Genomic DNA, 20,438 nt, shown 5'->3' on the forward strand with positions numbered 1-20,438 from the left:
CGCCGTCCATCCTAAAGGGTGCGTGAACTATGGCATAGCCGAGCAAGTTGTTCCAACATATGAAATCCTGTTCCGTCAGGCGGAACTTGCGCGACGGCGGGCGCCCAAAAAAAGGAGGCCGCCCCGGTGTCGGGACGGCCAAGGAGGCGGGAAGGAACCGTCGCGATCAGAAGCGCTTGGTCACGCCCAGCTTAAAGATCCTGCCGAGCGGATTGGCGGTGGCGGGGTCGTAGCTGAGGTCGCGGCGAGCGAAGGGCGGGTCAGTGTCGAACAGATTGCTGATCGTCACAGTGGCGGTGGTGTCCCACGGCAGCAGCACCCGATAGGACACGTCGGTGGTGATGAAGGCGTCCAGCTTGGCGCCTTGCGGCAGGATGTATCCGAACACCGCGCCGTTCTGCCCGAAGATGTTGGTGCCGCCGAAGCGCCCGTCACGGACGTCCGCCATGCTGTCGATGTAGCGGAGAGTGACGCGCAGATTGTGGATGTCGCGCGCGTACTCGGCATAGAGATTGGCCCGCAGCTTTGGGAAGGATGTCCCGCCGGCGGTGCCGCCGTGGGTACCCGCCAGTTCCTGCCCCGCCTCGACCTGGATGCCCTCGATGAAACTCGGGCCCTTGTCGTATTTCAGCAGGAAGGACCCATCGAGGCCGAAGTTCATCGAACCGCCCCAGACGCCGTCGGCCCGGAAGTTGGCTGAGAAATCGACGCCCGAGGTCTTCACGTTCGAGCCGTTGATGGTGGTCAGCTTCACTCGCTGGATCGTGGCGGGCGAGCAGACGCCGCCCTGGAACACGAACCTGGCGACCAGCGGCGCATAGGCCGGATTGGCGCAGCCATTGGGCAAGGTGGTGGAAGAGCCGTTCGGGAAGACCGTCGCCAGCAAGCCGGCTCCGGACTCAGCCTCGATGATGTCCTGGAAGTCGAACGACCAGTAGTCGATCGTCGCTTTGAAGCTGCCGACACCGACGATTGCGCCGATGTTCAGCGTGTCGGCGGTCTCCGGCTGCAGGTTCGGATTTCCCGTTGTATCGAAGGCTCGATAACCGCTGGTCTGAGTGATGAAGGCCTGGGTGGTGTTGGCGTCCGGCACCAGGTTCGTCTCGGTCGGGGCGCGGAAGGTGGTGCCGGCCGAGGCGCGGAGCGCCAGCCAGTCGGTCGCCTGCCAGCGGACCGCTAGTTTCGGGTTTGTCGTGGAGCCGACCTCACCGCCGTAGTCTTCATGGCGCAGGGCCAGTTGGACGGACAGGTCGTCGGTGATCGGAACCTGCAGCTCGCCGAAGACGGCCCAGACGTCGCCGCCGAGGTCCTGCTCGGAAAGCGGGCCGAGGAACCCAAAGACGCCGTTGCCGCGGCCGGTCGCGCAGTTGGTGACGTTCTCCTCGGGACAGGGATTGAGCGCGATGTTGTTGATGGCGTTGACGTCGCGGTTGAACGTGTTCTCGCGATACTGCGCGCCGGCCGCCCAGCCGATCTTGCCAGCCCCAAGGTCAAACGGCGCCTCGCCGTTGATGACCGCGTCGACCACCGTCAGCGTGGTCTCGGACTGGTAGCCATAGGGCTGGAACAGCCATTCGCCGATCGCACGGCTGTTGGCGTTGGCCGCAGCGGACCCTGCCACGTAGGTCGGGTTGGTTTCGCCCGAGGCCGCGTTGGCGGCGATCCCGGTGGAGAAGGGGTTGTAATAGAGGCAGGCGCCGACGCCCGCGACGCCGCCCTGCACGCCGGGCGCCACTGGATCGGTGTCGCAGCCCGGGCCGCCCAGCCCATTGAGGGCGTAGTGAAGCCGAGCGACGGGGATGTCGTAGGTGACGATGTCGCTGCGGTTGATCATGTGGGTGACCGCCACATCCCAACCGACGCCGTTATCGAACTCTCCGTTAAAGCCAGCGGAAACGCGGAATCCCTCGAAGAAGCGCTGGTCGGGCTTGGAATCCCCGGTCAGCGGGTTACCGCCGACGCCGTAGGGCCGCCACAGCAGGATGTTTGCCGCAGTGAAGCCGGTGGCGTTCACAGCCGCCTGCTGGGCTGCGGTCAGCTGCGGCAGCAGGCTGCCGGGCAGGCAAGTCGCCAGGCCAGCCGCGCCGCAAAGGCCAGGATTGCTCCTGGGGATGATGAACGAGCCCGAAGCCGCGCCCGGACCGAACGCCTGGGTCGGGCCATAGGACGGGGACGTGCCTTCGTGCGGCACGTCGTGGCTGGCGTAGAGGACCTCGCCGTGGAAACGGGTCTTGTCGGTCAAGTCCCAGTTGACCTGTCCATAGAGCTGATAGTGCTCCTCTTCCTCGACCAGATTGTTGAAGCGGCCGAACTGGAAGTAGCAGCTCTGGGTCCCGGCCGCCGCAGTGACGAGGGTGTTGCCCAGCGCGGTGCAGGCTGGATCGATGATCCGCGCTGTGCCCGAGACATAGGTCCCGGGGTTGCCGAAGCCCGACCAGCTGCCGTTGGGGTTCTCCAGGTAGCTGTTGACCGCCCAGTCGCGCGCGAGGGTGTCGAGCTCGGAGCGGTGGCGGTAGCCCACCGAGATCAGCGCGTCGCCTCGTTCGCCGACCCAGCCATAGTTGGCGCTCAAGGTGTAGTCGCCATCTGAGCCGTCGACGTAGGTGTAGCTGCCGTTGAGCTCCAGCCCGTCGAGATCAGTGCGGGTGATGAAGTTGACCACGCCGCCGATGGCGTCCGACCCGTAGGTGGCGGCGGCGCCGTCTTTGAGGACCTCGATCCGCCCGACCGCTGCACTGGGCAGAAGGTTGGTGTCGACCCCCGATCCGCCGGGCGAGCTGGTCAGGCGCCGGCCGTTCATCAGCACCAGCGTGCGCACCGCGCCCAGGCCACGCAGGTTGACGTTGCCGGAGCCGGTCGTCGCCTGGCTGGCGAATTGGTTTGTCTCGCCGAGCACGCTCTGGACGCCCGGGATCGCCTTGATCACGTCGACCATGGTTGGCGCGCCCTGCTTTTGCAGATCTTGTGCGGACAACACGTCGACCGGGAGCGCCGCGTCCTCAGGCGTGCCGCGAATGAACGAGCCGGTGACGATGACTTCGGCGACTTCGCTGGACGTGTCCTGAGCGTAAGCGGCGCCGGCGAACCCGGCTCCAAGCATCATCGCCAGGACCGAGACGCCACGCAGGCGTTCGGACTTCAACATGGATCCCCCTAATCGGTTGGTCGACCATCATTCGGTGACGGCCGTTACCAGGAGGATAGGACGCGTTTGGATCGGGCGTCCAGATAATAGATCAACGTTCCATTATGCGGAACATTTGGCTGTTTCAGTATTTGGAACGGGTCGGCTAGTGTGCCCCGTCGGAGGGGTTCTGATGGATACAACAGTCGCCAAGGGCTTTGCGGTTCTGGAGGTGCTGGCGCGCGCGAAGCGGCCCATGCGCCTCAGCGCGCTGACGGAGGCGTCGGGGCTTCAAAAGTCCAATGTCCACCGGCTCCTCAGCACCCTGATTGAACTGGGCTACGTGGAAAAGGACGCCGAGACGGCGCGGTACTTCGCGTCGTTGAAAGCCTGGGAGCTCGGGGTGGCGATCATTTCCAGCAACAGCCTGCGCCGGACCGTCTCACCGCACCTTCAGAAACTGCACCAACAGACCCAGGACACTGTGTTGCTGGCCGTTCCTGTCGGCCACGAGGTGCTGTTCCTGGACCGCGTGGCCCCAGCGCGGGCGCTCCGATACACGCCGCTTAACGGAACGCGCGCGCCGATGGTGTTGACCGCGGCCGGACGGGTCTTCATGAGCGCGATGAGCGATCCCGCCCCGGTCGTGACTCTCGGTCTGGCCGGGCAGCCGGCCGATGGTCCGTTCACGCAGGAGGAAGTGCTGGCTGACCTGCCTCTGGTGCGCCAGCGCGGACTTGCTGTGATCGACGGAGGGCTGATGGCCGGAACGCGTTCCGTCTCGGCCGCCATTCAGGGGCCGGACGGCGCGCCCGTGGCCGCCATCACGATCTCCGCCATGGCTGAGCGGATGAGCGGCGAACACCTGCGCGAGGCCTCCGACGCGGTGCTGGCCGCCTGCAACGAGATCGGCGAACTGCCGCCAGGTTGATCGGGCTGCCTCTGGGCGCCACCGGAATGACTTACGCAGTTCACAGAATCGGTGCGGATTCCCGCAGTGGGTGTGTGGGGGGGAGTGCTCATGGGCGAAGATCTGGAACTGGTGCGGCTGGCGGCGGTCGAGGTCGACGATCAGGCGATTGCGGAAATTCGCGCGCTGGCGCCTCACGTCCGCTCGACGAGGGGCGGCACAATCTCGATCGAACGGCTAATCGGTCTGGTCTCGAGCGGGCGGGCGATCGTGGCGCGCCGAGCCTGCGGGATGATCCCTGAGATCATCGGCTTCGCCGTTGTGGCGCCGGCCGCTGATGACGGCGCGACCCGCCGTGTCCTGGCGGTCGATCCGGAGATCGCGGGGGCGGATGTTGAAGGCGGTCTGCGTCGGGCGCTGCACGCTCAGCAGGGACGCGTCTTCCTTTTTCGGCCCAGCCGGCGCCCGCCACTGGGGCTGTCGCACGCGCTGAACTGACTTCGCCGACTTCCTGGTCTGGGTCCCCTAGACCACAGCTGCCTGCTGGCGGGATCACCCGCACGGCGGCGGCCGATGGTGTACGGCAGCGGTCGACCCAAGGCTCGGCCGATCACCGCGATCACATCAACTACGGATTGCCCTTTCCCGCGCCGGCATTGACGGCTGACGTGGAGTCGTTGCTGGCATCGAGGTCAGCTACGAAACGGTCCGATGCTGCACGCTCAGGCTCGGGGTAATTACTTAGTTTGATGTTCTATTTTTCCCTAGAAGTGCAGGCAACAGATTGCAGGGTTGAATCGGTCGAGCCACGATCTGCGTCATGAGAGCGGAGACCGGCTCAGCGCGTCGTGGGGACAGTCCTCGCCAACCCTTGGGCAAGCCGCGTCCCGGCGGATGACCTCTTTCGTGCGGTCGGAGTGATCAACCGATGGTCCAGACAGACGACGGCCGCTCTCTCGCCTCCAAAAGTCGCGCTCCTCGTCCCTTAAGCAAAGTGAAGCCGCCGCAGGCGCTGCGTGAGGTGCGCACATTCGCGCCGGCTGTCGATGAGACAGTATTCACCGAAACCCGGCGCGGCTGGCTCGAATACTACGGGAATGACGCTCCAATCGGACGGGCCCTCACGCAGTATGGCGAATGGGCTGAAGCGGAACTAAGCGTCCTGCGCGCGCTGTGCGGGCCTGGGCAGACCATCGTCGATGTGGGCGCTCACGTCGGCAGCCACACGCTGGCGTTCGCCCGGTTTGTGGGGCCCGGCGGCCGCGTTCTCGCCTTCGAACCCCAGAAGCGGATCTACGATCTCCTTCAGCGAAACATGGATGCAAATGGCTGCGCCATGGTGAAGCTCTACCAAGCTGGCGTTGGTGCGGTGGAAGGTGAGATGCGGGCTCCCCCGATCGACTATGGGGCGCATGCCAACTTCGGGGCGGTGACGCTTCAGCCGAAGGATGGCGAGGGCGATCTGGTGCGCATCCTCACCCTGGACAGCCTTGACCTTGATAGCTGCGATCTCTTGAAGATCGACGCCGAAGGGATGGGGGTCGACGTGCTTGCCGGCGCCCGCGGCGTCATTGATCGTCTGGCCCCCGTCATCGCCATCGAATGCAATGGGGTCGGCGAAGGGGTGGCCGCATTCGAGGCCCTGCCAAGGCCGGGCTACAGCGCGTGGCTAATGCGGGCGGCGGCGTTCAATCCCGAAAACTTCCGCGGAGATCGGGACAATTTCTTCGGTGTCGCCCGGGAAATGACCCTGATTTTCGTACCTGACCGTCTTCGTGGGCTCGTACCCGAGAGCCGGGAAGGGGCGGAGCTGCTGCCAGTTGAAGATCTTGACGATCTAGCTGCGGCCATCCTCGCCACCCCGCGCTACGGAGACGCCACCGACTTCGATCGCGACCCGACCGGGTTGCACGAGGCGCTTGCGAGCGCTGAGCGCGCGCACGAAGAAACCAAATCCCGGTTGGAGGCGGAACGCCAAGCGCTTGCGGCCAGTGAACGCGCGCAGCTGGAAACCAGGTCCAGGCTGGAGGCGGCGGGTGAGGCCGCCAGCCGCCAACGTGACGAAGAGATCGCCAGCCTCAGGGAGGTGCACCGGCAGGAAACGCGGGGTCTGGAATTCCGCGCCGCGTCACTGCTCAAGCAACTCGCCATCACCGAGGCTGCGCTCCTCCGCTCTCAGGAGGAGAGCCTGGAGGAGCATCAGAGGCATCGTGGCTGCGCCGACCAACTCAGGGAGCTCGATCGTAGTCTTCAGACGCGCGACTCCGAGATCGCCGCCTTGCGCAGTTCCACCTGCTGGCGTCTGACCGCGCCGCTGCGGGGTTTTAAGGGCCTGTTCGCCCGATGAGCCTCGAGGCGCCCAACAGTCAGAACGCTCACCCCAGGCGTTTGTCCGAGGTTGAGCGGATCACGGCCAGCGGCCTGTTTGACGCCGACTACTACCATGCCCAGCGTCCACGGCTGCCTAACGACATTTCGAGACTGATCGAAGACTATCTGGCTGAGGGCTGGCGGGCCGGAGCTGATCCGAGTGAGCAGTTCCGGACGAACTATTACTTGACGATCAATGATGACGTTCGCGCCGAAGGCTGCAACCCGCTCCTGCACTACATCGACTACGGCAAGCATGAGGGCCGGCGTCCGGCGCCCCACGGGATCCGCTCCCGGGCTGTGGCCGTGCCGGCTCCCGTCGCGCCGTCGGACGTCGAATGGGACGCACTCGCCCCATCGGGCGGGATACAGGCCGAGGCGCCGCGCATTGATGTGCTTGTGCCTGTTTACGGCGGCTACGGGGAGACCTTGCGCTGCTTGTACAGCGTCCTGGCCACGCCGCAGGTGACGCCCTTCCGCCTTCTGGTGGTCAATGACTGCTCGCCCGATCCCGAAATTCCTGCGGCTCTGACCGATCTCGCAAGCCGCGGTTGGATCGAGCTCCTGCGCACCGACAGCAACCTGGGGTTTCTCGGAGCATGTAATCTGGGCATGGCCGCGCACCGCGAACGCGACATCGTCCTGCTCAATTCCGACACGGAGGTCTACGGGGACTGGCTCGATCGCTTATGCGCCGCGGCCGAGGCTCCGGACGTGGCCACAGTGACGCCGTTCTCGAACAATGCCGAGATATGCAGCTATCCAGTCTTCTGTGAGGACAACTGGCGCGACCTGGAGATCGACGACGCCGAGCTTGATCGCCTGGCTTCGGTCGTAAACCGGGGCGAGACCGTGGAGATCCCCACCGGCGTGGGCTTCTGCATGTACGTGAAACGGGCCTGCCTCGACGAGATCGGCATGTTCGACGCGGCGAGTTTCGGCCAGGGCTACGGCGAGGAGAACGACCTCTGCCGCCGCGCGCTGCAGGCTGGATGGCGCAACCTGATGGCCGTCGACGTCTTTGTCCGACACTACGGCGCCGTCTCCTTCGGGGAGCGGAAAGTGGCCAAGTTGAGGGTCGCCCTTGAGACGCTCGACCGGCTGCATCCGGATTATCAGGCTGCGGTCGCGGCCTTTGTGGCGGCCGATCCGGTCAAACCGTTCCGCGAGGCCTTGGATCTAGCCCGGCTGCTCAGCCGGTCCGGGCGCGGCGCGGTTCTGTTTGTCTGTCACTCCTGGGGCGGCGGCACTGAGCGCCACGTTCAGGAGTTGGCGGCGGCGCTAGAGATGGATGGCGCGCCCGTCTTCTTCTGTCGCGAGGTGGAGGGCGATGCCGGCCGCATCCAGGTTACGGACGCAGGTTCCCCTGACACGGTGAACCTTCCGACGTTCGACCTGACCCGCCACGCGACGGCTTTCGCGGACTTTCTGCGGCACATAGGCGTGCGGCACATCCATATCCACAACCTGGCGGGCATGGCCGCGGCCGCGGTGGACTTCTTCCGGGTGGCGGCGCGGCTGGCGAATCTCGCCTATGACGTCACCCTGCACGACTATATTGCGATCTGCCCGCGGATCGATCTTGTCGACGGGAGCGGCGTCTATTGCGGTGAGCCCGCTGTGGACGTCTGCGAGGCCTGTATAGCGCGGGACGGGTCGCGCTTCGGAAAGCCTTCCGTCTGGCAGTGGCGCGATCGCTGGACGCTCCTTCTGGAAGGCGCCCGCGCGGTGTTCGCGCCGGACCGGGATGTCGCCATCCGCATGCGCCGCCACATGCCGCAGGTGGCGGTCACGGTGCGTCCGCATGCCCACCTCCTCGCGCCGGCCCGGCAGAAGCCAAAGTTCAAAGTCGCGCGCCGTGCGGTCCGGCGTGTCGCCGTGCTGGGCGCGATCGGCCTGAACAAGGGCTCGGCGCTGTTGCTCGACACGGCGCGCGCGGCAGCGACAGCTGGGTTGCCTCTCGAATTTGTCGTCGTCGGCCACACCGATCGCGACGAGGATCTGCTCAGGCTGGGGAACGTCAGGATCACCGGCCGCTATCCCGAGACCGAGGCCGTAGCGCGGGTGGAAGCGGTTGGCGCGTCGCTCGCCTGGTTTCCGGCTGTCTGGCCCGAGACCTTCTCCTACACCCTGTCTATCGCCCTGGAGGCGCTCCTCTACCCGGTTGTCTTCGAGCTTGGCGCGCTGGCCACCCGTGTCAGCGACCTTGGCTGGGGTCAGGTCTTGCCGTTAGAGGCGATGCTCGACCCGGAAGCCCTGGCGATCCGCCTGCTGGAACAGCCGCTGCCGCCGCCGCCGGCGGACATCTTTGAGCGCCTCCAACACGGCAGTTATTTGGACGCGCTGAGGACCTACTACGGATTGGAGGGCGGGGATCGCCTTCGTCCGGAGGGTTCACCAGAGATCGGTTCCGCCCTGGCGCAAGGCGCCTGAGCGCACCAGGGGGCGGACAACTCCAAGCAGAATGACCCGCGCGGCACCAGAAAAGGCACCTTGCTTCATGCAGCTAGCTCTAGACGGCGACGGATACGCGTTCATCGAGCGCCACACCAAGAATATTCCCGGATGGCTTGAGGACTACGCAGCAATACGGACACTCCAGCTGCTTGATTGGCAGCAGGCAAATGGCGTCAAGGGCCCGGTTGTCGAGATCGGGGTGTTTGCCGGCAAGTACTTGTCGCTCCTACTTCGCTCGGCCACCCTCTCCGGCGAGCGGGTCGTTGGTTACGACACATTTCAGTACGTATCCGAACAGGGCCTACGGGAACATATCGCCGCCGTCCCGGGGGCAGATCGGCTTGAACTGGTTTCCGGTGTGACGGCAAATCTCAGTTCTTGGGACATGATGGAGCAACTGGGCGAAAAGCCGCGCTTCGTCAGCATCGACGGCTCTCATGATTGCGGAGACGTCTTTTGGGATTTCTCGCTCATCGAACAAATACTCGCGCCCCAGGGAGTGATTGCCGCGGACGATTTCTTGAACCCACTCACGCTTGGCGTTGGCGAAGCGATCCACAAATTTTTCGCGACACCGCGCAATCTTGCGCCCTTCGCCTACACGTCGAACAAGCTGTTTCTCTGCCGCCCGGCGATGGTGGAAGTCTATCGCAACCTCTTCGAGCAATTCGTCACTCAGGATGAGCGAGAGGTCCAAAGCGCGAATTTCCGTGAGCGCCTGACCCACGGCCGCCATCATGTGGAACAGTCCCTGTGGGGATGGCCCGTGCTCGTGCCCTAGTGGGCACGGGCGGGCGCGAAGGCACGCACGGTTGCATCAAGCGCCGACACCAGGCGACGGAGCCTGGCTGATCGGCCGCCGTCACTTCATGAAGCGGATGACGCCCTCGGGATAGGCTCGTCGCTTCACAGTCTCCGGGATGGAGCTGTCGAGTTCGCGAAGCAATGTCAGCGCCTCGGCCGGAACCTCTGCGCGACTATGGCCGCCCAATTCAACCCCGCTCATCACCACCGCCTCGATGATGTTTGGGTGCTGATCATAGAAGGACCGGAGCTCGAAGTCGGCGAAGCCAAGTTCCTGCGTCAGGCGGCGGATATAGGTGGGGCTGAAGAACCACTTGTCGTCCAGGGTCACGGTCCACTCTTTGGGCCGCATGCCGAGACGGGCGTCGTAATCGCCCACCATCGCCCGGCAGTGGGCGACGAGCCAATCTGGACCGTCGCCTTCGATCTCCTCAAGCAGCATGTGGTAGACTGCGGCCATCAGGTGCCCGCCGATCTCCATGGGCTCGGCGAGCGAGACTGTGCCGCCCGGCTTCACCCATTTGGCCACATTGCGTAGCGCCTCCAGGGGATCGAGCATGTGGTGCAGTATGGCGCCGCCGATGACGTGGTCGAAGCTCTCCGCGGCGAAGAAATCCCGGTGCAGGTCGAAACAGTAGGCCGTGATCCGGTCCTGTATGCCCTGCGCCTCCACCGATTTCATCAGGATGTGCAGGAGAGGGGGCGAGATGTCGCTGGCGGTAATGCGGGCGAGCGGCAGAACGCTGGCTAGTGGAAAGATTGTGTTGCCGCTTCCCGAGCCGATATCGAGTACGTCGCAAGCTTGAGAGGCGTCGATCGGCTCGACCAGGAGCTGGGTGATGTGGCGCCAGTGCAAGTCGTTGAAGTATCGCTCGTGGTAGATGCCTGCATCAGCCAGGAACTGGTCCGTGACGCCAACCGGTTGCCATGCGGTGTCCTTGGCGACGAGGCCTTCCATAATGACACGGGTGTCGCGGTGCAGCATGTAATCTCCGTTGCAGAGACTGCGGGAAGGCTGGCGCAATCATCGCGCAAATCGCCACTCCGGCTATCAGGCCCAACCCTGACCCGCTGCCGACGCTAGAAAAACGTCCGGAGAGATCCCGGGCCGGTTCTTCAGTAAGCCAAGCGGCCCAAGAGGCAGACGGCCTTGCCGCCCTCAACCACGCCATAGGCGTTGATCGGCCCTTTCGTGAGATGGGTCTCCGCCGCCCAACCGGTCTTTCCGCCGGTGATCGAAGGCCTGGCTGCGTTGACGTCGGGGCGCGCCCAACCGCTTACGCCCGCACCTTGCACGACACCGCGATCATCCACGATCAGGATGCGCTCAATCTCGGACTTGGCCTTTGGGTCCCAGGCCCAGCCTTGGATTTGTACGCCGGGCGCTGCGCCGCCGTACCTTTGCAAGATAATCTCGGCATTGCCATCGCATGTCGCCGGCACGCCGGAGAACGTCGCCTGCAACGGCTTGCCGACGTACTCGGCCGCCCATGCGGGAAGCGCGGGCATTGCCGGCCCGGGGGCGGTTGCGGTCGCCTCTGCGGGAGCCGGCTTGGGGGCGGCCGCGGTCGCCTCCGCCGGCGTGGGCGCCTGCTCCTTGGGCTTGCCGCAGCCGGTGACCGCGAGCGCTGTTAAGAGCGCCGCGCAGAGGAGGGGATAGATTTTCACCGATCCGATCATCAGGTCGCCTTTGGCCGGGAAGCTCGCCTGCATGTGACATGAAGGCGGCGACGACGGCAAATTCCGAAAAGGGTTGGCTCGCCGGGCCCCGCAGCACAAGCCGTTCTCCCGAACGTCTCGCAGGCCATCGCCTTTGGATCAGTGTGGCCGACCTGGAAGATCTCAATCGCCCGAACAAGCTTTACCGTAATATATTACAGATCTCTCAATTGCCATCCGATATAACCCGAACTTGACCCCCTTAGATGCAATTGTATCGTCGTCTGCGAAACTTATGGAAGTGGCGGCGCACCTCTCCCGGAACATGAGTATCGAGCATGTCGACAAGCTCTCGCGTTCTGAGGACCGGCAACCGCCGTGACCTCACAGAACTCAAAATGACGCCGGCCTGCTCCAGGCGAGCCGATGCGTGGGGTTTGGCTTGGGCGTCGGCGAGGCGCGATGTTGTGGAGCGCCCCGTGAGCGTTGGCCGGCGAGGTGTCTGAGCCATCGGTCGATCCTGCCTCGCGACGCATCTGGCGTCCCTCGCGCTCTAGGTCGCCTCGCCACACCGTGCTCATGGAGAGGGTGCTCGCCGCCTCTCATCAACCGGGATCGCCATGACAAGCACCTTGATCCTAAAGACCGGACGCCGCGGCTATATGGTCGAGCTCCAGAAGGTCGGCATCGACCTGATGGAATCTACGGTCAGACTGTATGTCGCCTTCTCGCTCGCCAAACACGACATTGCAGCGCGCTATCGCGGATCGCTGCTGGGGCCGTTCTGGATCACCCTGTCGCTCGGAGCGACAATTCTGGGGATAGGGACGCTCTATTCGAAGCTGTTCCACGAGGAATTGACGAGCTTCCTCCCTTACATAGCCGCGGGTCTTACCGCCTGGGCCTTCATTTCCACGACGATTATCGAAGGGTGCGATAGCTTCGTCAGCGCGGCGTCGATCCTGCGCCAGAGCGCTCTGCCGATGTTCACCTTTGTCTGGCGAACAGTCATCCGCAATCTCATGATTCTTATGCACAATTTCATTGTGCTGATTTGCGTGTTCGCCTGGGCCGGCGGCTCCTACACGGGCATTCCCCTGGCCGTGCTGGGACTGATCGCCGTCACACTCATCCTGGCTCCGGTCACGTTTCTCGTCGCCGTGGGCGCCTCCCGATTCCGAGACATCCCTCAGATCGTCGGATCGCTCATGCAGTTCGCGATGTTCGTGAGCCCGGTCTTCTGGAAGTCGGGCCGGATCGACGAGTCGCACCCGCTCCTGCGCTGGAATCCCTTCTACTACATGCTCGACGCTCTTCGCTCGCCGCTGATGTCCACGCCGCTGAATCCCAGCACCTGGCCGGTGCTCATCGGGATGCTGCTTAGCGCCTGGATCGTGGCGGTGCTGGTGTTCGCGGCCACACGCCGTCGCGTCGTCCACTATCTCTAGGAGAAGCCTGTGTCGTTGGTCGACGTCTCCGAGCTAAGCGTCAAGTTCCCCGTCTATGGCGTGGATGAGCGGTCACTCAAGAAGCAGGTCGCTCGAATGGCGGTCGGGGGCGCGCTCAGCCGCTCCCCGCTCGGCGGGGGGCATGTTGTCACCGCACTTGAGGACATCAACCTTCACCTGCGTCCAGGCGACCGCCTCGGCCTCATCGGGCCGAATGGCGCCGGGAAGACGACGCTATTGAGATGCCTTGCAGGCGCCTATGAGCCCGATGCAGGGCGGGTCGAGATCCACGGCCGTGTCGCCGCACTTCTGGACCTTGGTCTGGGGCTCGACACCCACGCCACCGGCTTCGACAATATACGGATCCGGGGCATGCTTGCCGGCATGTCTCCAGCCGAAATAAGCAAAAAAATCGATGCTATAGGCGAGTTCTCAGGTCTTGGCCGATACCTTGCTCTGCCTTTGAAGACCTACAGCATGGGTATGACCGCGCGCCTGGCTTTCGCGGTTGCGACCTCGATCGAGGCCGATGTGCTGCTGCTAGACGAGTGGCTGGCCGTCGGTGACGCCGAATTTCGCATCGCGGCGCACGAGCGCCTCGTGGACATGGTCGACCGGGCGCAGATTGTCGTCCTCGCATCGCATGACCTGGGGCTGGTCGAGAGTTACTGCAACAAGGTGCTTAGGATGGAAGGCGGGCACGCCGGCAAGGTTTTGGGCATCGAGCGGCTCCGTGAGCTATCCTCCGACCTGGCCGCCTGACGGCTCGCCAGAGTTGCTGACGGGGGCGTCTAGGCGGCATAGACGACAAACGATTGGCCGTGCCAGCCGATGGGGAGGTAGCGTTCGAACTCAAACCCTGGCGCGGTTCGCCGGAACTCGGCGAACGCCCGTTGCTCGCCGGATCGACCGTCCGCCGTGTGGCAGTAGAAGTCGTCAAAGGCGAGCAGCATGCCTGTCTTCAGGCGGGGCCGAAGGAACTCGAGGACCGTAGTGGTCGACGAGAAGAGGTCGCAGTCGATGTAGGCCAGGGCGATGTCGCGGCAGTCGCCGAAACCCGAAAGCGTGCGCTCGTAAAATCCCGGCACTAGACGGACAGCCTCCGGCGGGACTTCGCCCAATTGAAGGCGCCGCTGAAAGTCGGCGAGGCCCACGGCATAGGCGCCTTCGGCCCACTCGGGGTGGTGATCTTGTTCGGTCGGCGCTGGAAGGCCTTCAAAGCTGTCGAACCCCCAGAGCGCCCGAGGTTCGTACTTGGCGATCTCTCGATAGGCCGCGACCATCGTCGCGCCGCCGCCGCAACCGAACTCGGCATATGCCCCCGAGATGCCGTTATAGGCGAGCATGCGCAACGCATTCTGCATAAAGGCCTGTCGGCCCTGAAACTCTCGGGCCACCTCGCTGACAGGTTCGCCAAACCCGTGTTCGCGACCTTCCTGTCGGCCATACTGCTCGAAATGTTCGCGAGGATCGGCTCCCGCCGCTGCGACGTCCGGATTGGCGTAGAGATAGAAGATGGGGTCGAAGGCAGGCATCGAAACCCTCGGGCGGTTGCAGGTGAGCGAACTTACGGCTGAGCTTACGTGAGCGATATTTCCGTTGTCGCCCGGAGCGTTAGCCCTTGATCGCCGTTCGGACAGTATAGGTTGTTCTTTGAAGGAATACCGGCGCGTGCGATTTGGCGAAGTACTCGTCGACAGCTTGGCGCGCGCCATTCCAGTGGCCGTAGTCGTCCACGATCAGGACGCCGCCCGGCGACAGTAGTGGATACAGCACCTCAAGCTCGAATTTTGTGGACTCGTACCAATCGGTGTCGAGCCGCAGGACGGATATCCTGCCAGGGCGATGATCGCGTAGTGTCTGGAGGACATCGCCTTTGACCGTCACGAAGTCAGAAGGCGAGAGGCCTCCGGAAAGCAGATTTTGACGGACGTCGTCTTCGGCGCTGTAGCACCACCCTCCGCTGTCGCTGTACTGCTCAAGGTACGATCGCGCCGTGCGGCCACCGACCTCGACGTCGCGCTCCGTCGGTTCGGTCATCCCCTCGAATGTGTCGTAGAGCCAGACCTTCCGCTTTGCGGACCGCGGTTTGAGGGCATCGCGTAGCCGGCGCTTCACAGGAGGGGACGCGGCCGCTTTGAGGGTCAGCCCCGCGAGAAGGCTGCTTCCTCCCCGCCAAACCCCGCACTCGACGATGTCCCCCGGAATGTCGCGGCGGACAACGTACTTCACCGCCTCGAAGAGAGAATGGAGCGCCTCCTTGCTGACCATGCTGTGCACTCGCGCCGCTCGAAAGACCTCCTGAAACGTGGGATCCGCGTCGATGTCCTCTATGGGGTAGTCGACCAGTTCTGTGCGATGCTTTGTTGAGTAGACAATATCCCGGGTTTCCTCGTTCATTGTTGTCCTCCATCGCCGCCCGGCGCCCTGGGGAGCGTGCTCCACAACCATAGCGTCGATGTCTTCACCCGCACAACGGAAGGGCCACGGGGGTTATCCCGGATAGACGCCGGTCATCGGCGTCGTTGCTGCAGTGGGCGAACGCCCAGCTGATCGCCCCTTAAATGTCCTGATATCGACGGCTCCTCGGTGTGAGGAACGCTTAGCTGTATTCAGTGCGTTTCAATCGGTAAAAGTGCCCATAAAAAGCAACAAGTGCCTGTTCCCGCGGTTTCGGTTGGATAGGATGAGCTTTGTTCTACTCGACGCCTGGGACGGACGCCCGCTCGAATTGCATTCGATTCCCGACGAGCCGCCCATGCCAGCGCGCGCGGTCACTTGCGGGCTTGTGAGCCTGAGGTAGGTGAATGCTGGTACGTGACTTCTTCGCCCGTCAGGTGGAGCCGGGGCCACACGGAGAGCCGCCCGACGTCAAATTGCCCACCGCGTTGAAGCGTGGCGAAGATGTGCGCTCATCCATCCTCATGCGGCTGTCGGCGTCTCGCCGGTTCGCCTTTGGCGACAAGAACGGCGTGGTCGCGAGGCGCGCGGGCTTGCGCCTGGACGCGTCCCAGCGGGTCATCGTCAAGGCGCTGGTGTCACGCCATGGCCAGGGGCCTGGCGCGGCCGGCGCGCTTTTCAGGCACATCGCCTATCTCGGCCGCGGGGGCGCCGGTCTCCAAGAGGCCCGGCCTTCCTTCTTCGATCGAGAGAGCAGCGAGCTAAATCCGCGACAGATCGCAGCCGCATGGGAGCAGGATCGCCATCACTTTCGGCTGATCATTTCCCCTGAGCATGGGGAGCGGATAACCGACCTGCCTGGCTATGTGCGTAAAGTGATGGGCAAGGTCGCCGGTGACCTTGATGAGCCGGGGCTCGCATGGACTGCGACCTGCCACTTCGACACCGATCAGCCTCATGCCCACGTTCTTGTACGAGGGCGCAGGGCCGATGGCCGCGATCTTGTGATGCCGCGAGCCTACATCTCGCATGGGATCAGGGCGCGCGCGCAGGCCGCGGCCCAAGAACTGCTTGGGGATCTTAGCCGCCCCGAGGCCGAACGACGCGTCTGGCGCCAGACGCAGGCGAACCATTTCACGCAGCTCGACCGGCGCCTCATTGCGCAGGCGCAGGCCGATGGAACTGTCTCCGACGGCGTTGGTAAGTCGGACGCTTGGGCGGCGCTTACGCGAGGGCGCCTGCGGCACCTGGAGCGGCTGGGGCTCGCGCAGCGGATTGGAGACCGTTACCGACTGGATCCTGCGATGGAGCGCGAGCTTCGAGCCGCCCAGTTGCGGATGGACATCATCCGGACCATCAACCAACGGCGGCTGGAGGGCGCGCGCGATGTGCGCAGCCAAACTGTCGGTCGCGTTTCCGGCGCGGTGATGAAGAGCGGATTTCACGACGAGTTGGGCGTGGCCGGTTACGTCATCGTTCGCGACGTCGAAGGGGTCGAGCACTACGGCGCATTGCGCTCGGGCCTTTCTCCGCCCGTGCCGGGGCAACGCGTCGTCGTTGAGTTCTCGGTCAACGGCACGGCGAGCCTCATTGCCCAGCGTGGGGCCGAGGCGGCGCTCTAGGCCGAGCTTGACCAGAGACATGGCCCAACGCCACGCTCGCGCCATGGGCGACCGTTTCGCTAATGGGGCAAGCGATGTGCAATCTCTACAGCCACACCAAGGGACAGGCGGCGATCAGGGCCCTCGTCGGCGATCTCTTCGACCGCGCCGGCAACCTGCCGCCGCAGCCCGGCATCTATCCGGACTATGACGCTCCGATTGTGCGCCATGCCCCCGACAGAGGGCGCGAACTGGTGAGGGCCAGGTGGGGCATGCCCAGCTCGAAGAAGGCGCTCATGGACGCCGCGTCTAAGCGGGCTGAGAAGCTCCGCGCCAAGGGCAAGGACGTCGAATTCGCGGAACTGCTGCGCATGGAGCCCGATGGCGGCACGACCAATGTCCGCAACACCAATAGCGCCCACTGGAAGCCTTGGCTCGGACCGGCCAATCGCTGCCTGGTTCCCTTCACCTCGTTCAGCGAGCCCGGCCGCAGTGAGGAGGGGGTCTACCAGCCGATCTGGTTTGCTCATGCGCAGGACAGACCGCTGTCCTTCTTTGCGGGCATCCACGCGAGGGATTGGACCTGCGTGCGAAGGATGAAGACTGGCCTGGAAACCTGCGACCTGTTCGCCTTCCTGACGACCGAGCCGAACGCCGAGGTTGGCGCGATCCACCCCAAGGCAATGCCGGTGATCATCTCCACAAGGGAAGAGCGCGAAGTCTGGATGCGAGCGCCCTGGTCGGAGGCCAAGGAGCTGCAACGGCCACTCGACGATGGCGGCCTTGAGATCGTCGCACGCGGGGTGCGCCAGGATGAGGCTGGACTGGAGTTTGCCTAGCGAGCTCTGCGGAGCTGCCTGCAGGGCTGACCGCTCCCCAGCGCCCGCTCCGCCCGCCTTCCCGCGGCGCGGAGATTGGCGTTGGAGGCGTTTCCCTAACCCTTCCGCCAAATGCCTTTCGACCCGACGCTGCGCCGCAGCTGACGTCCTGGCCCGGGTCCCAGAAGTCGCGGCGTCCATGGCATGGCCGCCGCTTGGGGCCGGCCTGCACCATGCGCGCCAGCGCCCACAGGCACCGCGATGTCGTCCCTTGCGATTCATCCCCACCGCTAGACCTCGGCCTGCCTGGCATTGCCGTCAGCTCTCCTGTCGGGCGAGCGCTTAAGGATGTCCCGACCGTTCACCGCTCGTGTGTGTTAGTTCACCGCGAAACTGCTGCGCGCGGAGGCTCAGCGGCCAGACAGGGCTCGAACGGGCGCAATCCCTGCGCTCCAACACCTGTCTGGAAACCCGATGAAGACCCTTCTACCTGCCGCGGCGCTCCTGGTCGCCGCTGCTCTTGGAGCGAGCTCAGCCCAAGCGGCGACTGTCGTTACGTTCACCGAACTCAAGCACGATCAACAGGCCAAGCTTCACCGCGTCAATCCGTTGGTCTCGGGCGGCCTGGAGTTCCGCACCAGCGACCGCGAGCAAGGGTTCGCGTCTTGGGGCGCCCACATGGGCAACGCCGATCCTACCGGCGCGACCCTGATGAACTGGTCCGGAAAAGCCACCATCACGATCAGCAAGGCCGGCGGCGGCCTGTTCGAGCTGACCTCGTTCGACCTGGCTGACACCTACAACCAGGGCGCAGCGAACGTCATGGAGTTCACGTTCTTCGATGGCGTGCGCACGCAAAAGGAGACCGTCCAGCTTGATCGCGCGAAGGGTCTGCAGACCTTCGCCATCAATCGCACGGTCGAGTGGTTCAGCTTCACGGGTCTGACGGGCGGCGACACCGGCCAAATCGACAATGTGGTGTGGGGCGCGCCGGTCGTGACCGGCGTTCCGGAAGCCAGCACTTGGGCGATGATGATCATCGGCTTCGCCGGCGTTGGCGGCGCGGTCCGCCGCACGCGGCGCGTCGCACAGGCTGCATTCGCCTGATCCGACGCCCGCCCAGCTCCGGTCGCGTCGTAAGGCGCGGCTCGGAGACTGGAGCGCAGGCGCCCTGGTCATATCCAGACGGACACCTTTCCAATTTCGTGGCAGCGGCTGCACCGCAGCTTGTGGCGAATGTCAGAAGGGGAGGCATGATCACCAAAGAGGACCACGGCCTCGCCCTGGCTGAAACTGGCCCTATGACCGCACTCGCATGCGATGCTGAGCCTATCGTGATAGCGCATCGAGCGGCTCAAATTCTGGAACATGGTCATTGCGGGTCGTCCGGTTCAGGCGGCGCTGGACCCAGCGCCTGACGAACGACGGCCGGTTCAACATCCTCCTCGCAGATGAACCTTCCACGGCCGCGCGCGAGAGGCCCTGCAGTTGGCCGCAGCGCCCGCGGCTCCTTGCCCAGGAAGTCGAAGTGCGCCCCAGAGCGCGGCAGTCCTTTGAAGAACACACGGCCACGGCAGGACGTCCCGGCCCCGACGATGCGGGGGCAGCTTACGGTGTGGTCCCAAAGGCGATAGCCAGGCCCAAAAGTGCGGATCATCGCCTCGAGGCTGACCTGGCGCTCGTCGCCGCAGCTCTCGCAATAAGCGCGGATCTTCCAGCCGCCACGCCACATGTCGGCGATGGTTGGCGCCTTGCTCTTCCACTGGCTGATGTGGACGCGATCGGGATTTCGAGACCCCATATCAGCGCTCCTCGCCGCTGAAGCGCGAGCTTGGAGAAGAACAGGAACGAGCCTGTGGGTCGCACATGAAACGAGCGCCGATTGACGTGGCTGGAGAAATTACCCCGTGAGAACAAAAAGGAAACATTGAAGTCAAGGCGCGGCGCAGGTCATCCACCGAAAAGCGCGCGCGGGGTGCTGCCCTGGGGCGAGCGGCGCGCTAGTCTGCCGCCATGGTGGCGGGGCGTCGCATGATTACCGGTGGAGGATGGTGGGCGCTTGCCTTGGTGATCGGCACGCCGTCGCTTGCACTGGCCGATCCCTGCAAGGCGATCCCCGACCGGGGCCCCATGCCGGCCCACCTCGCACCGGGCGTCGTGTTTGAAGGCCCGGTCGCCTACGTTGGAGACGGGGACAGCCTCTGCGTGGCTCTGGGCCCAAGTCGCGAAGATTGGGTGGAAGTGCGGGTGGCCGACTTCTACGCCCCCGAACTTGATGCGCCCGGCGGGCGCGAGGCCAAGCGGGCGCTTGAAAAGATCGCAATGGGCCGGACGGTCAGCTGCAAGGCCGGCAAGCGCAGCTACGATCGCGTCGTGGCGCGCTGCAGCCTGGGGCGTACGAGCCTTGGAGACCTTATGCGGCGGGCCGGCGTCGCCGAGGGCGGCGCAGGCCGCTAGAAGTCGAAGCCGAGCTGAGCCGAGGGCGGCTTGGCCTGACTAGGGCTGGTTCGCCCAGGCGGCGGCTCTGACGAAGGTTGCAGCTCAGCGATAGGCGCGGTCAGGCGCAAGGCCCCTGATCCTCTAGCGAGGTGCGTCGCCTTGCGGGGAATACGCTTGTGCAGACCCGCGGCCCAGGCCTCGATCTCTTCCTCCCGCCAGCCGACGCGTCCTGCGGAAATGACGACTGGTAGCGGGAAGGCGCCTTCATTCTGCAGGCGCCAGGCAGTGGTTCGGCTGATGCCGACCTTCTCGCGGACGGCGGGCCAAGACAGCAACCGTGCGCCAGGCGCGCCCGACGGGCCGCTAAGATCGCTCATATCCAGCCTCCATCTCCAGATCTCCCCGAAT

Annotated in this window: 18 protein-coding genes; 11 read left to right on the forward strand and 7 right to left on the reverse strand. The window is 64.5% G+C overall.

Features of this window, described 5'->3' with window-relative positions; genetic code table 11:
* Nucleotides 1–166: 166 nt before the first annotated feature.
* Nucleotides 167–3,145 (reverse strand): TonB-dependent receptor, encoded by a 2,979-nt coding sequence (locus tag AC1DQJ_RS00670; RefSeq protein WP_477599253.1) that lies wholly within the window; start codon nt 3,143–3,145, stop codon nt 167–169.
* Nucleotides 3,146–3,317: 172 nt separating this feature from the next.
* Between AC1DQJ_RS00670 and AC1DQJ_RS00675 the strand changes: the two genes are divergently transcribed.
* The 5 genes from AC1DQJ_RS00675 to AC1DQJ_RS00695 all read left to right on the forward strand — a co-directional run bounded on the left by AC1DQJ_RS00675 (nt 3,318) and on the right by AC1DQJ_RS00695 (nt 9,642).
* A complete protein-coding gene (locus AC1DQJ_RS00675; RefSeq protein ID WP_477599254.1) occupies nt 3,318–4,055 on the forward strand; it encodes an IclR family transcriptional regulator in 738 nt (245 codons plus the stop codon).
* A gap of 90 nt (nt 4,056–4,145) precedes the next feature.
* Nucleotides 4,146–4,532: a hypothetical protein gene (locus tag AC1DQJ_RS00680; RefSeq protein WP_477599255.1), complete on the forward strand. Its 387-nt coding sequence runs from the start codon at nt 4,146–4,148 to the stop codon at nt 4,530–4,532.
* A gap of 430 nt (nt 4,533–4,962) precedes the next feature.
* Nucleotides 4,963–6,381, forward strand: coding sequence for an FkbM family methyltransferase (locus AC1DQJ_RS00685; RefSeq protein ID WP_477599257.1), 1,419 nt, complete (start codon nt 4,963–4,965; stop codon nt 6,379–6,381).
* Nucleotides 6,378–8,837: a glycosyltransferase gene (locus AC1DQJ_RS00690; protein ID WP_477599259.1), complete on the forward strand. Its 2,460-nt coding sequence runs from the start codon at nt 6,378–6,380 to the stop codon at nt 8,835–8,837. Before AC1DQJ_RS00685 ends, AC1DQJ_RS00690 begins: the two co-directional genes overlap by 4 nt.
* A gap of 31 nt (nt 8,838–8,868) precedes the next feature.
* On the forward strand, nt 8,869–9,642 hold the full coding sequence (locus AC1DQJ_RS00695) for a class I SAM-dependent methyltransferase (protein ID WP_477599260.1): 774 nt from the start codon (nt 8,869–8,871) through the stop codon (nt 9,640–9,642).
* An 81-nt stretch (nt 9,643–9,723) separates the two neighbouring features.
* Here AC1DQJ_RS00695 and AC1DQJ_RS00700 read toward each other — a convergent pair whose 3' ends face one another.
* Both AC1DQJ_RS00700 and AC1DQJ_RS00705 read right to left on the reverse strand, forming a co-directional pair.
* The gene (locus tag AC1DQJ_RS00700; protein ID WP_477599262.1) at nt 9,724–10,650 is read right to left on the reverse strand and encodes a class I SAM-dependent methyltransferase; all 927 of its coding nucleotides are present in this window, start codon (nt 10,648–10,650) and stop codon (nt 9,724–9,726) included.
* Nucleotides 10,651–10,781: 131 nt separating this feature from the next.
* A complete protein-coding gene (locus AC1DQJ_RS00705) occupies nt 10,782–11,378 on the reverse strand; it encodes a hypothetical protein (protein ID WP_477599264.1) in 597 nt (198 codons plus the stop codon).
* A gap of 566 nt (nt 11,379–11,944) precedes the next feature.
* Here AC1DQJ_RS00705 and AC1DQJ_RS00710 point away from each other — a divergent pair.
* Both AC1DQJ_RS00710 and AC1DQJ_RS00715 read left to right on the forward strand, forming a co-directional pair.
* Nucleotides 11,945–12,772 carry an ABC transporter permease gene (locus AC1DQJ_RS00710; RefSeq protein ID WP_477599266.1) on the forward strand — a complete coding sequence of 276 codons (828 nt, stop codon included), beginning with the start codon at nt 11,945–11,947 and terminating at the stop codon, nt 12,770–12,772.
* 9 nt (nt 12,773–12,781) lie between these two features.
* A complete protein-coding gene (locus tag AC1DQJ_RS00715; protein WP_477599268.1) occupies nt 12,782–13,534 on the forward strand; it encodes an ABC transporter ATP-binding protein in 753 nt (250 codons plus the stop codon).
* Between the two features lie 29 nt (nt 13,535–13,563).
* On the opposite strand, the gene AC1DQJ_RS00720 is transcribed toward AC1DQJ_RS00715, so the two are convergent.
* Both AC1DQJ_RS00720 and AC1DQJ_RS00725 read right to left on the reverse strand, forming a co-directional pair.
* Nucleotides 13,564–14,307 carry a TylF/MycF/NovP-related O-methyltransferase gene (locus tag AC1DQJ_RS00720; RefSeq protein ID WP_477599270.1) on the reverse strand — a complete coding sequence of 248 codons (744 nt, stop codon included), beginning with the start codon at nt 14,305–14,307 and terminating at the stop codon, nt 13,564–13,566.
* Between the two features lie 79 nt (nt 14,308–14,386).
* Nucleotides 14,387–15,172 (reverse strand): TylF/MycF/NovP-related O-methyltransferase, encoded by a 786-nt coding sequence (locus AC1DQJ_RS00725; RefSeq protein ID WP_477599272.1) that lies wholly within the window; start codon nt 15,170–15,172, stop codon nt 14,387–14,389.
* A gap of 407 nt (nt 15,173–15,579) precedes the next feature.
* Between AC1DQJ_RS00725 and AC1DQJ_RS00730 the strand changes: the two genes are divergently transcribed.
* From AC1DQJ_RS00730 to AC1DQJ_RS00740, 3 genes are all read left to right on the forward strand, one after another.
* On the forward strand, nt 15,580–16,794 hold the full coding sequence (locus tag AC1DQJ_RS00730) for a DUF3363 domain-containing protein (RefSeq protein ID WP_477599274.1): 1,215 nt from the start codon (nt 15,580–15,582) through the stop codon (nt 16,792–16,794).
* Nucleotides 16,795–16,868: 74 nt separating this feature from the next.
* A complete protein-coding gene (locus tag AC1DQJ_RS00735) occupies nt 16,869–17,612 on the forward strand; it encodes an SOS response-associated peptidase (protein ID WP_477599276.1) in 744 nt (247 codons plus the stop codon).
* A 453-nt stretch (nt 17,613–18,065) separates the two neighbouring features.
* The gene (locus AC1DQJ_RS00740) at nt 18,066–18,698 is read left to right on the forward strand and encodes a PEPxxWA-CTERM sorting domain-containing protein (RefSeq protein ID WP_477599278.1); all 633 of its coding nucleotides are present in this window, start codon (nt 18,066–18,068) and stop codon (nt 18,696–18,698) included.
* 265 nt (nt 18,699–18,963) lie between these two features.
* Here AC1DQJ_RS00740 and AC1DQJ_RS00745 read toward each other — a convergent pair whose 3' ends face one another.
* The gene (locus AC1DQJ_RS00745; RefSeq protein ID WP_477599279.1) at nt 18,964–19,392 is read right to left on the reverse strand and encodes a hypothetical protein; all 429 of its coding nucleotides are present in this window, start codon (nt 19,390–19,392) and stop codon (nt 18,964–18,966) included.
* Between the two features lie 230 nt (nt 19,393–19,622).
* On the opposite strand from AC1DQJ_RS00745, the gene AC1DQJ_RS00750 reads away from it, so the two are divergent.
* Nucleotides 19,623–20,048: a thermonuclease family protein gene (locus tag AC1DQJ_RS00750; RefSeq protein ID WP_477599281.1), complete on the forward strand. Its 426-nt coding sequence runs from the start codon at nt 19,623–19,625 to the stop codon at nt 20,046–20,048.
* Here the strand turns inward: AC1DQJ_RS00750 and AC1DQJ_RS00755 are convergent.
* On the reverse strand, nt 20,045–20,407 hold the full coding sequence (locus tag AC1DQJ_RS00755; protein WP_477599283.1) for a helix-turn-helix transcriptional regulator: 363 nt from the start codon (nt 20,405–20,407) through the stop codon (nt 20,045–20,047). The genes AC1DQJ_RS00750 and AC1DQJ_RS00755 overlap by 4 nt on opposite strands.
* Between the last annotated feature and the right edge of the window lie 31 nt (nt 20,408–20,438).

This window comes from Phenylobacterium sp. P4_E10 (genome assembly GCF_056401675.1).

What these genes read in the sequence shown, in the direction of transcription:
- AC1DQJ_RS00700 (WP_477599262.1), bottom strand. Translation starts at nt 10,650, where the DNA reads ATGCTGCACCGCGACACCCGTGTCATTATGGAAGGCCTCGTCGCCAAG.
- AC1DQJ_RS00705 (WP_477599264.1), bottom strand. Translation starts at nt 11,378, where the DNA reads ATGCAGGCGAGCTTCCCGGCCAAAGGCGACCTGATGATCGGATCGGTG.
- AC1DQJ_RS00675 (WP_477599254.1), top strand. Translation starts at nt 3,318, where the DNA reads ATGGATACAACAGTCGCCAAGGGCTTTGCGGTTCTGGAGGTGCTGGCG.
- AC1DQJ_RS00735 (WP_477599276.1), top strand. Translation starts at nt 16,869, where the DNA reads ATGTGCAATCTCTACAGCCACACCAAGGGACAGGCGGCGATCAGGGCC.
- AC1DQJ_RS00745 (WP_477599279.1), bottom strand. Translation starts at nt 19,392, where the DNA reads ATGGGGTCTCGAAATCCCGATCGCGTCCACATCAGCCAGTGGAAGAGC.
- AC1DQJ_RS00710 (WP_477599266.1), top strand. Translation starts at nt 11,945, where the DNA reads ATGACAAGCACCTTGATCCTAAAGACCGGACGCCGCGGCTATATGGTC.
- AC1DQJ_RS00685 (WP_477599257.1), top strand. Translation starts at nt 4,963, where the DNA reads ATGGTCCAGACAGACGACGGCCGCTCTCTCGCCTCCAAAAGTCGCGCT.
- AC1DQJ_RS00725 (WP_477599272.1), bottom strand. Translation starts at nt 15,172, where the DNA reads ATGAACGAGGAAACCCGGGATATTGTCTACTCAACAAAGCATCGCACA.
- AC1DQJ_RS00680 (WP_477599255.1), top strand. Translation starts at nt 4,146, where the DNA reads ATGGGCGAAGATCTGGAACTGGTGCGGCTGGCGGCGGTCGAGGTCGAC.
- AC1DQJ_RS00720 (WP_477599270.1), bottom strand. Translation starts at nt 14,307, where the DNA reads ATGCCTGCCTTCGACCCCATCTTCTATCTCTACGCCAATCCGGACGTC.
- AC1DQJ_RS00690 (WP_477599259.1), top strand. Translation starts at nt 6,378, where the DNA reads ATGAGCCTCGAGGCGCCCAACAGTCAGAACGCTCACCCCAGGCGTTTG.
- AC1DQJ_RS00755 (WP_477599283.1), bottom strand. Translation starts at nt 20,407, where the DNA reads ATGAGCGATCTTAGCGGCCCGTCGGGCGCGCCTGGCGCACGGTTGCTG.
- AC1DQJ_RS00730 (WP_477599274.1), top strand. Translation starts at nt 15,580, where the DNA reads ATGCTGGTACGTGACTTCTTCGCCCGTCAGGTGGAGCCGGGGCCACAC.
- AC1DQJ_RS00750 (WP_477599281.1), top strand. Translation starts at nt 19,623, where the DNA reads ATGATTACCGGTGGAGGATGGTGGGCGCTTGCCTTGGTGATCGGCACG.
- AC1DQJ_RS00670 (WP_477599253.1), bottom strand. Translation starts at nt 3,145, where the DNA reads ATGTTGAAGTCCGAACGCCTGCGTGGCGTCTCGGTCCTGGCGATGATG.
- AC1DQJ_RS00740 (WP_477599278.1), top strand. Translation starts at nt 18,066, where the DNA reads ATGAAGACCCTTCTACCTGCCGCGGCGCTCCTGGTCGCCGCTGCTCTT.
- AC1DQJ_RS00695 (WP_477599260.1), top strand. Translation starts at nt 8,869, where the DNA reads ATGACCCGCGCGGCACCAGAAAAGGCACCTTGCTTCATGCAGCTAGCT.